General features: G+C 68.1%; 11 protein-coding genes and 2 riboswitches. Of the genes, 8 read left to right on the forward strand and 3 right to left on the reverse strand.

The features are described 5' to 3' along the window. Nucleotides 1-98: 98 nt before the first annotated feature. Nucleotides 99-1,241 (forward strand): ABC transporter substrate-binding protein, encoded by a 1,143-nt coding sequence (locus AC1DS3_RS00995; protein WP_477126544.1) that lies wholly within the window; start codon nt 99-101, stop codon nt 1,239-1,241. A gap of 30 nt (nt 1,242-1,271) precedes the next feature. On the opposite strand, the gene AC1DS3_RS01000 is transcribed toward AC1DS3_RS00995, so the two are convergent. Further along, nucleotides 1,272-2,453, reverse strand: a complete 1,182-nt coding sequence (locus tag AC1DS3_RS01000; protein ID WP_441635723.1) for an ATP-binding protein — start codon at nt 2,451-2,453, stop codon at nt 1,272-1,274. Continuing rightward, nucleotides 2,425-3,156: a response regulator gene (locus tag AC1DS3_RS01005; RefSeq protein WP_441635725.1), complete on the reverse strand. Its 732-nt coding sequence runs from the start codon at nt 3,154-3,156 to the stop codon at nt 2,425-2,427. The genes AC1DS3_RS01000 and AC1DS3_RS01005 overlap by 29 nt, the downstream gene beginning before the upstream one ends. 429 nt (nt 3,157-3,585) lie before the next feature. On the opposite strand from AC1DS3_RS01005, the gene AC1DS3_RS01010 reads away from it, so the two are divergent. After that, on the forward strand, nt 3,586-4,923 hold the full coding sequence (locus AC1DS3_RS01010; protein WP_477126545.1) for an intradiol ring-cleavage dioxygenase: 1,338 nt from the start codon (nt 3,586-3,588) through the stop codon (nt 4,921-4,923). Between the two features lie 266 nt (nt 4,924-5,189). On the opposite strand, the gene AC1DS3_RS01015 is transcribed toward AC1DS3_RS01010, so the two are convergent. Beyond that, nucleotides 5,190-7,286, reverse strand: coding sequence for a UvrD-helicase domain-containing protein (locus AC1DS3_RS01015; protein ID WP_441635730.1), 2,097 nt, complete (start codon nt 7,284-7,286; stop codon nt 5,190-5,192). A 228-nt stretch (nt 7,287-7,514) separates the two neighbouring features. Between AC1DS3_RS01015 and AC1DS3_RS01020 the strand changes: the two genes are divergently transcribed. The 6 genes from AC1DS3_RS01020 to AC1DS3_RS01045 all read left to right on the forward strand — a co-directional run bounded on the left by AC1DS3_RS01020 (nt 7,515) and on the right by AC1DS3_RS01045 (nt 14,886). Beyond that, a complete protein-coding gene (locus AC1DS3_RS01020) occupies nt 7,515-7,745 on the forward strand; it encodes a glycine zipper 2TM domain-containing protein (RefSeq protein WP_441635732.1) in 231 nt (76 codons plus the stop codon). A gap of 88 nt (nt 7,746-7,833) precedes the next feature. Beyond that, nucleotides 7,834-7,921: riboswitch (glycine riboswitch) on the forward strand. A gap of 21 nt (nt 7,922-7,942) precedes the next feature. Then, nucleotides 7,943-8,093: riboswitch (glycine riboswitch) on the forward strand. A 98-nt stretch (nt 8,094-8,191) separates the two neighbouring features. After that, entirely contained in the window at nt 8,192-9,319 is a 1,128-nt protein-coding gene (gene gcvT, locus AC1DS3_RS01025; protein ID WP_441635734.1) for a glycine cleavage system aminomethyltransferase GcvT, read from the forward strand. 100 nt (nt 9,320-9,419) lie between these two features. Then, the gene (gcvH, locus tag AC1DS3_RS01030) at nt 9,420-9,800 is read left to right on the forward strand and encodes a glycine cleavage system protein GcvH (protein ID WP_150987481.1); all 381 of its coding nucleotides are present in this window, start codon (nt 9,420-9,422) and stop codon (nt 9,798-9,800) included. A 100-nt stretch (nt 9,801-9,900) separates the two neighbouring features. After that, the gene (gene gcvP / locus AC1DS3_RS01035) at nt 9,901-12,822 is read left to right on the forward strand and encodes an aminomethyl-transferring glycine dehydrogenase (RefSeq protein WP_477126546.1); all 2,922 of its coding nucleotides are present in this window, start codon (nt 9,901-9,903) and stop codon (nt 12,820-12,822) included. Nucleotides 12,823-12,935: 113 nt separating this feature from the next. After that, entirely contained in the window at nt 12,936-13,478 is a 543-nt protein-coding gene (locus tag AC1DS3_RS01040) for a DUF421 domain-containing protein (RefSeq protein ID WP_441635738.1), read from the forward strand. 31 nt (nt 13,479-13,509) lie between these two features. Further along, complete coding sequence (locus tag AC1DS3_RS01045; RefSeq protein WP_441635740.1) at nt 13,510-14,886, forward strand: L-serine ammonia-lyase; 1,377 nt, start codon at nt 13,510-13,512, stop codon at nt 14,884-14,886. Nucleotides 14,887-14,891 lie beyond the last annotated feature (5 nt).

Consider the following 14,891-nt stretch of genomic DNA (forward strand, 5'->3'; position numbering starts at 1 on the left):
CAGCGTCACCTGGGCCGTATAGGCTGCGCGGCGCTCTCCCCAATCATGCAATTCCTGCAATTCCTGCAATTGCTCTGCACCTGGCCTGGCGGATTCCCATGCACGCTTCTTCCCTGATCGCCAACCCCGCACGGCCGCCGCGCCGCCGGGTCCTGGCCGCACTTGGCAGCGCCATGCTGGCGCCCGCCTCCTTGCTGGCGCAGGCGCCGCCGCGTCGCCCGCTGGTGATCGGCCACCTGGTGGACCGGGGCGGCGCCCAGGCCGATCTGGCGCGCGACTACCTGGCGGGGGCCAAAGTGATGTTCGATGCGGCCAACGCCGGTGCGCGTGAACCGCGCGTGGTGCATGTGGTGCGCGAGGTCGACGCCGATCCGCGCGCGGCCACCGCGCAGGCGCTGTCGCTGGTCGACGGGGAGCGGGCTGAATTGCTGTTCGGCCCCAGCGATGCCCTGCTGCCGGTGCTGGCCGCCTCGCCCGAGCTGGCCCGGCGCGGCGTGCAGATCGTGGCGCCGTTGTCGGGGCTGTCGCTCGCGGCGGATCACGTCTGGTACACGCGGGCCGACTACCGCAGCGAACTAGATGCGGCCATCCGGCAGTTGCGCAGCTATGGCCTCAAGCAGCTGGTGCTGGCCGTGGTGCCCGATTTTGYGGCCGGCAGCCTGGCTAGCGGCACGCCCTGGCGGCGCCAGGCCGAGCAGGAGGCGGGGCTGCAGGCACTCACGCTGGATGCAGGCCGGGGCAGCGACGCCAGCGCGGTGGCGCTACGCATCGCCGCCGCGCGCCCGGCCGCGGTGATCGTGGCGGGCGATACGCTGGCCTACGGCAATCTTGGCCGCGCGCTGGCGGCGCGGGGCTGGTATGGCTTCCTGGTGGGCTTGTCGGCGGTCAATTCGCTGGCGGCACGCGAGATTCTTGGCGCCGGCTACACCGGCGGCATCGTGCTGACGCAGATCGCCCCGGGGCCGCAGGACCTGACCCTGCGCGTGGTCAAGGAGCACGTGAGCCGGATGAAGCAGTTCCTTGACGAGCCCCCCTCGCCGGCCACCCTAGCCGGCTATATTGGCGCGGCCTGGCTGGTGCGCACGGCGCTGGCCGCGCCGCGCGGGGCCACCCCGGCTGACCTGCGGCGCGCGCTGCAGGCCCGCGTCGACGTGGGCGATTTCGTGCTGGATTTCACGCACGGCGCGCGCGGCTCGCAGTATGTGCAGCTTGCGGCGATGGGTGGTGGCACGGCGCGGTAGCGGCAGCGCTGGCACCGGGCCGCCCGCGGCTCAGGCGCGCGGCAGCACGATGCGCACCCGCAGGCCACCTTCCGCCCGGTTGGCCAGGCTGAGCTCGCCGCCGTGGCGCGAAACAATATCCGCAGCGATCGACAGGCCCATGCCGACCCCGCCGGTGGCACGGTTGCGTGAGGATTCGAGCCGGTAGAACGGCTCCAGCACGCGTGCCATTTCCTCCGGCGGAATGCCGGGGCCGTTGTCGCACACATCGATCACCACCCGCTCGGCGCTGTCTGCCAGTTCGATGCGCGCGCTGCCGCCGTAGCGGTGCGCGTTCTCGACCAGGTTGACCACGGCCCGCCGCAGTTCGGCCGGATAGGCCAGCAGTGGCTCGGCGTCGCCGGACAGGGTGACGTCCTGGCCGATCTCCGTGGCGTCGTCCACCACGGCCTGCAGCAAGGCATGCACATCCACCCGCTGGCGCGGCGCGGCGGCGCCGTCACGCTCGCGCAGGTAATACAGGGTGGCATCGATCAGACCGTTCATCTCCGCCAGGTCCTGGCGCAGGCGATAGCGGACCTGGTTGTCGTCGACACCTTCGATGCGCAGGCTCATGCGGGTAAGCGGGGTGCGCAGGTCGTGGGACACGGCAGCCAGGAAGCGCGATTGCTGCGCCAGCTGGGTACGGATGCGCTGCTGCATGTGGTTGAAGGCCTTGGCCGCGGCGCGGGCCTCGGCCGGGCCGCTGTCTTCGTCCAGTGGCGGGGCATGCACATCCTGCGCCAGCTGGCCGGCACTGCTGGCCAGGCGCTGGACGGGCCTGGCCAGCAGACGCGCGCCCACACACGAGGCGGCCACGATGGCAGCGAGCTGGAACAGCAGCCCCAGGCGGGGCGGCCCGAGGCCATGGGCCCGGCGCGGGCGGCGTGGCGGCACTGGAGCCCCAGCTGTGCCCTGGCCGTTGTCCGCGCGCGCCTCGGCATCCGGCGGCGGCGGGAACGCGCCCCGCTGGCCCTCTTCACCCGGAGGCGGGGGCGGCGGCATATCGTCGCCGGGGACGAAGGTGAACCCGGTATGCCCCGGGCGCGGGAACACGCTCTCGATGACCGTGACGCCGAGCAGGTGCACGGCCAGCATGATCGCGGCCATCACCAGGAACAGCCGGATGAACATGGAGTCGTGGCGGGCCACCCAGCCCGCGCGCTCAGGCTTCGACGGCGCCGGTGAAGACATAGCCCTCGCCTCGGACGGTACGGATCAGCGTTGGGTCGCGCGGATCGTCGCGCAGCTTCTGGCGCAGGCGCGAAACCAGCAGGTCGATGCTGCGATCGAAGACATCGAGATCGCGGCCGCGCGCCTGGTTGATCAGCAGCTCGCGATCCAGCACGCGGTTCGGATGCTCGATGAACGCCAGCAGCAGCCGGAATTCCGCATTGGACAACGGCACCACGGTTTCCTCGCCATCCACCAGCTGGCGCAGCGTGGTGTTGAGGCGCCAGTTGCCAAAGCGCAGTTCATGGCCGCCCGGCACCGCCGGGCGCTTCACGCCGCCGCCTCGGGCACGGCGCAGCACGGTGTGGATGCGCGCCACCAGCTCGCGCATCTCGAAGGGCTTGGTGACGTAGTCGTCGGCGCCCACCTCCAGCCCGACCACGCGGTCGGCCAGCTCGGTGCGCGCGGTGAGCATGATCACCGGCAAATCGCTGCGCTCGCGGATCTCGCGGCACAGCGTCAGGCCGTTTTCGCCACGCAAAGAGAGGTCGAGCACCACCAGGTCGTAGTCGCGCGTGGCCATGGCGGCGCGCATGGCGGCGCCGCCTTCGGCGCCGTCGGCTTCGATGCCAAAGGTGGATAGGTACTCGGCCAGCATGGAGCGGATCTGCGGATCGTCGTCGACGATCAGCAAATGAAGGGGCGAGGCGGGAGAATGGTCCATCGGGTTTCGTCGTGCTTTGCAGYGGTTCGCCGCGTCGTTCGCGGCAGGTTGGTGCGCCGGCAGGCCGGTATTGCCGCGGATTGGCGGGGCGGATCAGGGCGGCCCGGCAAGCCGCCGCCAGGGATTCACTCTACCAGCCCGGCGCGGCGGCCTGATAGGCAGGGTGTGGCCGCTTTGTACCGGGCTTGATACAAAGCGGCGCGCCCGGCGGCCCGCTTTGTACGGCATTGCTTCCGCGCGCTGACCAAGCGCTCAAGCAACGGCGGGCGGGCCTTTCTACTATGGCATGTCGTTATCCCGCCGCTTTTGTGCGTGCCAGTTCCTGACCGGCAGGCCACGGCAGCCCGGCGCCCCCGCTATGCTTGAAACCATCGGCATCACGTTGGCAATCCCGGGCCTCTCCCCGCATGACCTCCATGGAGAATCCTTGTGACCCAGCCCCAAGCCTTGCTGCCCCGCATCCGCTCCTTGTTGTCCCTTGCCGTGCTGTGCGGCGCCAGCGCCTTGACGCTGCCGGCGCACGCACTGCAGACCAGCCCGCAGGCAATTGCCGGCCACGGCCGGCCGGCGGCACCCGCATCGCTGCGCGAAGCGCTGGCGCTCACGCCCGCCCAGGCCAGCCTATGGCAAGCCGCCCTGGACGGGGCGCGGGAAGCGCATGCGCACGCGCTGGAACTGCAGGCGCGCTTTATCCGCGAAGGCGGCGGCCCCGGCCAGCCAGAGGGGCCCGAGTCGTCGCTGCGCGCCCGCGCGGAGCGGGAAGACCGCCTGCACGACGCGCTCGACAAGGATCGCCGCGCTGCGCGCGATCGCTGGATCGCATTTGAGGAAAGCCTGGATGCCGGCCAGCGCAAGCGCCTGCGCGACATGCCGGAGGTCCGCCTGGCGGGTGCGCCGTGGGGCGCATTCGGCCCCGGCCCCACCCTTTCCCCGGCGCCATGGCAGGCGGCATGCCCAGCCTCGGACCGGCGCCCATGCCCTGCGCCTTCGGCGCGAACGGCCCATTCGGCGTACCCGGCGCTGCGGGGCTTCACCAACAAGGAGCGCCAGATGCCCAGTAAGTCCCTCGACCTCGCAGGCCCGATCGCAGCTAACGGCGGCCGCCGCCGCTTCCTCGGTGGTGTACTGGGAGGATCACTCGGTGCCGGGTTGATCGGGCTGGCGGGCAACGCCGCCGCGCAGCCTGCCGCCTGCCTGCTCACGCCGGCCCTGACCGAGGGCCCGTTCTATATCGACCAGGCGCTGGTGCGCAGCGATATCCGCGATGGCCGGCCGGGCCAGTTGCTGCGGCTCCGGCTGCGCGTGGTGGACACCGACCGCAGCTGCACGCCCGTGGCCGGCGCGCTGGCCAGCATCTGGCATTGCGATGCCGGCGGCAGCTACAGCGGCTACGACCAGGGCAGCATGCACGCCGTGCCCGCCAGCCCCACCCGCTTCCTGCGCGGCGTGCAACCTACCGGCGCCGATGGCGCCGCGCAGTTCCTGACGATCTACCCGGGCTGGTACGCGCCGCGCGCGGTGCATATCCACTTGAAGATCCATCTCGGCAAGACCGAGGTACTGACCAGCCAGCTGTTTTTCGACGATGCGCTCAGCCGCGAGGTGCATCTCCAGCATGCCGCGTATCGCGCCCGAGGCGCTTCGCCAGTGCAAAACGCGCAGGACGGCATTGCCGGCACGCGCCCCAACCTGCTGCGGGTACGCCGCCTGCGGGATGCGGCCGGCACGCTGGAAGGCGAATTCACCCTGGGCATCGCGCGCGCCTGACGGCCACGGGATCTGCCGGATGGATGCCCTAAAAAAACGCCCCCGTACCCAAGTGCGGAGGCGCTGAACAGGGAAGAAGTCGGGCGTGTTGCCCGGCCACGCTGCTCCGAAGGGACGGAACGGCGCGGCGCCTGGTCCATACGTCGGGCCAGGCACCGGCGATGTTAGACAGACATCGGACGGGGGTCATGTCCCGCTTGTAGGCCAATGTATCGACTTTGTACGATTGGCACCGGGATGGGGCACGGAACGCCCGCCGGGGCCAGTCATGCCGAGGTCTTGCCGGGCGTTCCCAGCAAGGCCTTGAGCCCGGCCAGGCGGTCCTTGGGGCTCATGGCGGGCGTCTCGTCCTTGATCGCGGGCGCCTCTTCTAGCTTCATCTCGCCGATAAAGCGCGAGGGCTCGCAAGAGTAGGTATCGCGGGCGCGCTTGCGCTTCTTGCACCAGCTCAGGTGCAGGCTGCGCTGCGCACGCGTGATGCCTACATACATCAGGCGGCGCTCTTCCTCGATCTTTTCGTCGCTCATGTCTTCGTCTTCGCGGCAGTGGGGCAGGATGCCCTCTTCCACCCCGACCAGGAACACGTGCGGATATTCCAGCCCCTTGGAGGCGTGCAGCGTTGACAGGCGCACCGCGTCGGGATCTTCCTCGCGGCCTTCGAGCATGCTCATCAGGGCCACGGTCTGGGTCAGCTCCAGCAGGTTCTTGCCTTCGTCGCCAAAGCCATCGGCGGTGTCGAAGCCGGTGGCCTCCTCGCCCTCGCCCGAGGCCTCGGGCTTGGTGCCCTTGCGCTTGAGCCAGTCGAGGAATTCCAGCGTGTTGGTCCAGCGCGACTGGGCCTGGCGCTCGTCGAAGGTGTCGTACAGGTAGGCCTCGTAGTGGATGCCTTCCATCATGTCGTCGAGCACCTGGGTGGCGGGATCGCTGGCCGCGCGCCCGGCCAGGCGCACCATGGCCTCGCAGAACACCCGCAGCGGCTCCAGCTGGCGCGGCTGGAGCTTGCCTTCGATRCCGCCCATCATGGCGGCCTCGAACAACGACACCTTGGCCTGACCGGCGAAGGTGCCCAGCACTTCCAGCGTGGTGTTGCCCACGCCGCGCTTGGGCGTGGTGATGGCGCGGATGAAGGCCGGATCGTCGTCCGGGTTGGCGATCAGGCGCAGGTAGGCGCAGATGTCCTTGATCTCGGCCTTATCAAAAAAGCTCTGCCCGCCCGAGAGCACATAGGGAATGCGCTCGCGGCGCAGGATCTGCTCGAACAGGCGCGCCTGGTGGTTGCCGCGATACAGGATGGCGTAGTCACGGAATTGCGCGCGCCGCTCGAACTTGTGGGCCGACAAGCGGAACACGACCGACTCCGCCTCGTGCTCCTCATCGTTCATCGGGTTGACGGCAATGGGGTCGCCCATGCCGTGCTCGCTCCACAGCTTCTTGTCGAACAGCTTGGGATTGTTGGAGATGACCGCGTTGGCCGCCTCCAGGATGCGCACGGTGGAGCGGTAGTTCTGCTCCAGCTTGACCACCTTCAGATCGGGGAAATCGGTCTGCAGCAGCTTGAGGTTGTCCAGCGTGGCGCCGCGCCAGCCGTAGATGGCCTGGTCGTCGTCGCCCACCGCGGTGAAGGCCGGCGCGCGCAGGTGCGAGCCGCCGGCGAGCTGCTTGAGCAGCTGGTACTGGCAGGCGTTGGTGTCCTGGTACTCGTCCACCAGGAAGTAGCGCAGCCGGTTCTGCCAGCGCAGGCGCACCTCTTCGTTGCGCGCGAACAGCTCAGCCGGCAGGCGGATCAGGTCGTCGAAGTCCACCGCCTGGTAGGCATGCAGCGTAGCCACGTAGTTGCGGTAGATCAGCGCCGCCTGGTGATCGTCGGGGTTGTCGGCCTGGGCGATGGCGGTTTCGGGATCGACCATGCCGTTCTTCCACAGCGAGATGGTGCTCTGCACGCTGCGGATCAGCTTCTTGTCGGTGGAGGCGAGCTGCTCCTGCACCATGCCGAAGCAATCGTCCGAGTCCATGATGGAGAAGCGCGGCTTCAAGCCCACGTGCTCGGCCTCGGCGCGCAGGATCTGCACGCCCAGCGAGTGGAAGGTGCTCACCGTGATCTGCTTGATGGGGATGCGCTTGCCCTCGCGCGTGGTCTTGCCTTCCATCAGCTTGGCGATCCGCTCCTGCATCTCCTTGGCGGCCTTGTTGGTGAAAGTCACCGCCGCGATGTGCTTGGGCTGGAAACCCTTGTCCTCGATCAGGTGGGCGATCTTCTGCGTGATCACCCGGGTCTTGCCCGAGCCGGCGCCGGCGAGCACCAGGCAGGGGCCGTCGAGGTAGCGAACGGCTTCGGATTGGGCAGGGTTGAGTCCGTGGGTCATGCGTGGCGGGAAGTGACGGATGTGCAGCGTGGAGGCGCGCGCTGGCTGGGCGGAGGGTGGATGCTAACACGCGGCCGAGGCACCTTTGCGGCAATGAAAGTGGCTCGGCAGGGAGGAGGTAACACTTCGTAAGGTCCGGATCCATGGGCATGCCGGCACCGTCTAACTTACATGTCCGCACGTGTGCGCTCCGTGCCGGATGCATGTCACGATACATTGGAGCGAATCATGAAAACCCTGCAATCCCTGGGCAAGGTCGCCTTGATCGGTATCGCGGTAGCGAGCATGGCCGGCTGTGCCGACATGACTCCCAAGCAACGTAACACCGCGATCGGTGCCGGCGTGGGCGCGGTCGGCGGCGCGGTGCTGACCGGCGGTGATGCGCTGGGCACGCTCGGCGGCGCCGCGGTTGGCGGCGTGATCGGTAACGTCACGACTAGCAACCCTCACAGGAGGTAGGCGAGCCGCCCGGCCCTTGCGCCGTTCCCATGGCGCCGGGGTCGGCGCGGACCGCGTTGACAAAGCCTGGGAGCTCCCGTAAATTGCGCGCATCCGACCGGGAGAGCGCGCAGATCTTGCGCCGCCGAAGGGGTATCACCCGAAAACTCTCAGGCACCATGGACTGGTTGGATCGGCTTGCAACATGCACACGATGCACGCCGTACTCTGGAGAGCGGCACCCGCCACTGATCGATCCGTCGACAGCATTGGTGAGCGTGCCCACCGAAGGGGCGCGCAAGGCTAGGGTTTCCAGCAATTGGGATCCCGCCTTGTAATCTCTCAGGTATCGAGGACAGAGGGGTCATCCGCCACAGCGGATCTGGCAGCGCTATGGCGCGCCGAATCCTGCGGCGGATGGCCCTTTTTCGTTTTCGAACCGAGATTTGCCTTCCCCCGAGGATTCCATGACGCTCCAGGCCACGCCCCTCAACGCCATCCACCGCGCACTCGGCGCCCGCATGGTCGACTTCGGCGGCTGGGACATGCCGGTCAACTACGGCTCCCAGATCGAGGAACACCATGCCGTGCGCAGCGATGCCGGCATGTTCGACGTCTCCCACATGTGCGTGGTCGACCTCAAGGGCGCCAATGTGCGCCCCTTCCTGCGCGGCCTTCTGGCCAACAACGTCGACAAGCTGCAAACGCCGGGCAAGGCGCTGTACTCCTGCATGCTGGATGAGAAGGGTGGCGTCATCGACGACCTGATCGTCTATTTCTTCGCCGAGGACGACTTCCGCCTGGTGGTCAACGCCGGTACGGCCAATGACGACATCCAGTGGATCGCGGCACGCAATGCCGCCACCGGCAGTGGCGTGGCCATCACCCCACGCCGCGGYGACAACGCGCCCGAAGGCGTGGAGCCGCTGGCTATCGTCGCCGTGCAAGGCCCGAACGCCCGCGCCAAGGTCTGGAGCGCCTTCCCCTCCACGCAACCCAGCGAAGCCCTGAAGCCGTTCAATGCGCTGGTCGTGCAGGATTCCGCGCTGGGCGAAGTCATGGTGGCGCGCACCGGTTACACCGGTGAAGACGGTTTCGAACTGGTGGTGCCCGCTGCGAATGTGGCTGGCCTGTGGGAAAAGCTGGTCGCCGAGGGCGTGCACCCGGCGGGCCTGGGCGCGCGCGACACGCTGCGCCTGGAGGCCGGCATGAACCTGTACGGCCAGGACATGGATATCCACACCTCGCCGCTCAATGCCGGCCTGGCCTGGACCGTGGACCTGCAAAGCGAACGCGACTTCACCGGCAAGGCGGCCCTGGTCGCCGGTGGCCAGGCCCAGCAGTTCGTCGGGCTGATCCTGCGCGAAAAAGGCGGCGTGCTGCGCGCCCATCAGAAGGTCATCACCCCCGCTGGCGAAGGCGAAATCACCAGCGGCACCTTCAGCCCCTCGCTGTCCCAATCCATCGCTTTTGCCCGCCTGCCGCGCGACGTGGCCATCGGCGCCGAAGTGCAGGTCGAGATCCGCGACCGCAAACTCGCCGCGACTGTGGTTAAACTGCCGTTTGTGCGCAATGGCAAGGCACTCGTGAGCTGAACGCTCGCACCGGTCACAGCGCGCCCGCCGGCGGTTACCCCGTCGAACATCGACATCCCCCGGCTGGCGCTGAATAACAAATTGAATCTGGAGCAATCCCATGAATTTCCCCGCCGACCTGAAATACACCGAGTCCCATGAGTGGGTGCGCGTCGAAGCCGACGGCACGCTGACCATCGGCATCACCGACCACGCGCAGGACGCGCTGGGCGACATCGTCTTCCTGGAACTGCCGGAAGTGGGCAAGTCGGTCGGCGCCGGCGATGCGCTGGCCGTGGTGGAATCGGTCAAGGCCGCATCCGACATCTACGCGCCGGTGGCAGGCGAAGTGATCGCCATCAACGACGCCGCCGCCGCCTCGCCGGAAAGCGTCAATGCCGACGCCTTCGACGCCTGGCTGTTCAAGCTCAAGCCGGCCAACAGCGACGACGTGAACGGCCTGATGTCGGCCGACGCCTATAAAGCCAACGTCGGCGCCTGATGCCAGATCGTCATTCCCGCGCCACGGGAATGACGGATAAAGAATGCCGCGACGCGGACCGGGCCGACCACCCGCCGCACGCTCCCACGAGATTCTTGCCATGAACGCCCCCCTGCCCATGACTGCCGCCCAAGTTGCCCGGCCCACGCTGGCCGAACTGGAGGCGCGCGACGCCTTCGCCTCACGCCATATCGGCCCCGACGACGCCGAACAACAGCACATGCTCAAGGTGCTGGGCTATGACAGCCGCGCCGCACTGATCGACGCCGTCATCCCCGCCGCCATCCGCCGCCGCGACGGCATGCCGCTGGGCGAGTTCACCGCGCCGCTGACCGAAGAAGCCGCGCTGGCCAAGCTGCGTGGCCTGGCCAGCAAGAACCGCGTGCTCAAGAGCTTTATCGGCCAGGGTTACTACAACACGCTGACCCCGGGCGTGGTGCTGCGCAACATCTTCGAAAACCCGGCCTGGTACACCGCCTACACGCCCTACCAGCCCGAGATCTCCCAAGGCCGCCTGGAAGCCATGCTGAACTTCCAGCAAATGGTGACCGACCTGACCGGCCTGGACATCGCCAATGCGTCGATGCTGGACGAAGGCACGGCGGCTGCCGAAGCCATGACGCTGCTGCAGCGCGTCAACAAGCACGCCTCCACCACCTTCTATGTCGCGGACGACGTGCTGCCGCAAACGCTGGAAGTGGTACGCACCCGCGCGCTGCCGCTGGGCATCGAAGTCAAGGTTGGCCCCGCTGCCGAAGCGGCCGGCGCCCATGCCTTTGGCGTGCTGCTGCAGTACCCCGGCGTGAACGGCGATGTGGCCGACTACCGCGCCATCGCCGATGCGGTGCACGCTGCCGGCGGCCTCGTGGTGGCTGCCGCCGACCTGCTGGCGCTGACCCTGATCGCCGCGCCCGGCGAGTGGGGCGCCGACGTGGCGGTTGGCAACTCGCAACGCTTTGGCGTGCCACTCGGCTTTGGCGGCCCGCACGCCGGCTACATGGCGGTCAAGGATGCCTTCAAGCGCTCCATGCCCGGCCGCCTGGTGGGCGTGACCATCGACGCGCAAGGCAACAAGGCATACCGCCTGGCCCTGCAAACGCGCGAGCAGCATATCCGCCGCGAGAAAGCGACGTCGAACATCTGCACGGCACAGGTACTGCTGGCTGTGATGGCCTCGATGTACGCCGTGTACCACGGCCCGCAAGGCCTCAAGCGCATCGCCCAGCGCGTGCACCGCCTCACGGCCACGCTGGCCGGCGGCCTGGAGCAACTGGGCTACGCGCGCACCAACGCCACCTTCTTCGATACGCTGACGCTGGAAACCGGCTTCAACACCGAAGCCCTGCACGCTTCGGCAACCGCCCGCGGCATCAACCTGCGCCACGCCGGCGCCACCCGCATCGGCATCTCGCTGGATGAGACCGCCTCGCGCGAGGACGTCGTCGCCCTGCTGGAAATCTTCGCCCACGGCAAGCCGGTGCCGGGCTTCGATGCACTCGAAGCCGCCGCGCTAGACGCGTTCCCGGCCGGCCTGGCGCGCCAGAGCACCTACCTGACGCACCCGGTGTTCAACACGCACCATGCCGAGCACGAAATGCTGCGCTACCTGCGCATGCTGGCCGACAAGGACCTGGCGCTGGACCGCACCATGATCCCGCTGGGCTCGTGCACCATGAARCTCAACGCCRCCAGCGARATGATCCCGGTGACSTGGSCCGAGTTCAGCAAGATCCACCCGTTCGCGCCGCTGGACCAGACGGTCGGCTACCGCGAGATGATCGACCAGCTCGAAGCCATGCTGTGCGCCGCCACCGGCTACGCCGCGGTCAGCCTGCAGCCCAATGCGGGCTCGCAAGGCGAATATGCCGGCCTGCTGATCATCCATGCGTACCACGCCAGCCGTGGCGAAAGCCACCGTGACATCTGCCTGATCCCCTCCTCCGCGCACGGCACCAACCCGGCGTCGGCACAGATGGCCGGCATGAAGGTGGTGGTGGTGGCCTGTGACGAGAACGGCAACGTCGACCTGGAAGACCTGGCGAAGAAGGCCGAGCAGCACAGCAAGAACCTCGCCGCGATCATGATCACCTATCCGTCTACGCACGGCGTATTCGAACAGGGCGTGCAGCAGATCTGCGACATCGTGCACCAGCACGGTGGCCAGGTCTACGTGGACGGCGCCAACATGAACGCCATGGTCGGCACCGCCGCGCCGGGCCAGTTCGGYGGCGACGTGTCCCACCTGAACCTGCACAAGACCTTCTGCATCCCCCACGGCGGTGGCGGCCCGGGCGTTGGCCCGGTGGCGGTCGGCGCGCATTTGGCTGACTTCCTGCCCAACCAGGACAGCGTGGGCTATCGCCGCGACGACCAGGGCATCGGCGGCGTGTCCGCCGCGCCGTTCGGCTCGGCCAGCATCCTGCCGATCTCGTGGATGTACATCGCCATGATGGGCTCGGCCGGCCTGACCGCCGCCACCGAGAACGCCATCCTGGCCGCCAACTACGTGGCGCGCCGCCTGTCGCCGCACTTCCCCGTGCTCTACACCGGCCAGCACGGCCTGGTGGCGCACGAGTGCATCCTGGACGTGCGCGCGCTGCAGAAGACCACCGGCATCTCCAACGAGGACGTGGCCAAGCGCCTGATGGATTACGGCTTCCACGCCCCCACCATGAGCTTCCCGGTGCCGGGCACACTGATGATCGAGCCGACCGAGAGCGAGGCCCTGCACGAGCTGGACCGCTTTATCGACGCGATGATCGCCATCCGCGCCGAGATCGCCCGCGTGGAAGACGGCACCTTCGACCGCGAGGACAACCCGCTGAAAAACGCGCCGCACACCGCCGCGGTGATCACCGCCGACGTGTGGGAACACAAGTACACGCGCCAGGAAGCCGCCTACCCGGTCGCCGCGCTGCGCACGCAGAAGTACTGGCCGCCCGTTGGCCGTGCGGACAACGTGTACGGCGACCGCAACCTGTTCTGCGCCTGCGTGCCCATGAGCGAGTACGCTGAAGAGTAGGCGGGCATGAGGCCGGGGCCGCCGCGGGTTGCGGCTGCCCCGGCGCATCGCCCTCGCGCTATGCTCGGTGTGGATGTGCGGCCAGCCGGCCGTGCCCGGAATACGGAGCACGCATGTGGAATCTCAGCGCCCCATGGTGGGAATTCGTCCTGCGCGGACTGATCGTCTACGGCAGCCTGCTGGTGCTGCTGCGGCTGTCCGGCAAGCGCCAGATCGGGCAGCTCACCTCGCTCGACCTGGTGCTGTTGCTGGTGCTGTCCAACGCCGTGCAGAATTCCATGAACGCCGGGGACAACTCCGTCACGGCCGGGTTGATCCTGGCGGTGACGCTGGTCGGCGCCAACCTTGTGCTGGCCTGGCTGAGCTGGCGCAGCCGGCGCTTCGAAAACGTCGTCGAGGGGCGCCCGCAGATATTGATTCACGACGGCATGGTCTTCGGTGACGTGATGAAGCGCGCTTTCGTGACCCGCGACGACCTGCACAAGGCACTGCGCCATGCAGGGTGCGAGCGCGTTGCCGATGTGCATTTCGCGATCCTTGAGAACGACGGCACCATCAGCGTGCTGGTAAAGAAAGACGCGCCGCCCACGCCGCCCGATGCGGCGGGTTCGCTGTGGCGCGCCCCCATCAATCAGGACATGGACGCGCCGGTCTGATCCCGGCGCTGGCMAACCCCAGGAGCCTACCGTGGCTGTCAGCGTCTTCGATCTGTTCAAGGTGGGCATCGGCCCATCGAGCTCGCACACCGTTGGTCCGATGCGCGCCGCGCTGATGTTCGCGCAGGGCCTGGCGCGCGACGGCCTGTTGCCACAGGTGGCCAGCGTGCGCGTGGAGCTGTACGGCTCGCTCGGCGCCACCGGCCGCGGCCACGGCACCGACAAGGGCGTGATCCTCGGCTTGCTGGGCGAAGCGCCCGACACCATCGACCCCGACACCATCGACTTGCGGCTGGCCGCGCTGCGCGCCAGCCGCACGCTCTCGCTGCTGGGCACCCATCCCGTGCCCTTCGTGGAGAAGGAGCACATCGTCTTCTACCGCCGCGAGGCCATGGCCGAGCATCCCAACGGCATGAAGTTCCACGCTTTCAATGCTGGCGGCGAGCGCATCCGCGAAGGGCGCTACCTGTCGGTGGGGGGCGGCTTCATCATCTCCGCCGGCGCAGCCAATACGCATATCCTGGAGGCTGACCAGCAGTTGCCGCATCCGTTTCGCAGCGGGCGCGCGATGCTGGAGATGGCAGCCGCCAGCAAGAAGAGCATTGCGCGGCTGATGATGGAAAACGAATGCGTGTGGCGCAGCGAGGCCGAGGTCAACGCCGGCTTGCTGCAGATCTGGGCCGTGATGCAAGCCTGCGTGGCACGCGGCTGCCGCACCGACGGCGAGCTGCCCGGGCCGTTCAAGGTCAAGCGCCGCGCCCACGACCTGTTCCGCAACCTCACCGAGCACGCCGAGCGCTCGCTGGCCGATCCGCTCTCGGTGATCGACTGGGTCAACCTGTATGCGATCGCCGTCAACGAGGAAAACGCGGCCGGCGGCCGCGTGGTCACCGCGCCCACCAACGGCGCCGCCGGCATCATCCCGGCCGTGCTGCATTACTACGACCGCTTCGTGCCCGGCGCCAACCCGCAGGGCGTGATCGACTTCCTGCTGACAGCCGGCGCCATCGGCATGCTCTACAAGCTCAACGCATCGATCTCCGGCGCCGAAGTCGGCTGCCAGGGCGAGGTCGGCGTGGCCTGCTCGATGGCCGCGGGTGCCCTTGCCGCCGTGATGGGCGGCACGCCGGAGCAGGTGGAGAACGCGGCCGAGATCGGCATGGAGCACAACCTCGGGCTGACCTGCGACCCGGTCGGCGGGCTGGTGCAGATTCCTTGCATCGAGCGCAATGCCATGGCCTCGGTGAAGGCCGTGAACGCCGCGCGCATGGCACTGCGCGGCGACGGCATGCACTATGTCTCGCTCGACTCCGTGATCAAGACCATGCGCGAGACCGGCGCCGACATGAAGACCAAGTACAAGGAAACGGCGCGTGGCGGCTTGGCGGTGAATATCGTGGAGTGCTGAGGCCG

Source organism: Cupriavidus sp. 01L46, from assembly GCF_056399905.1.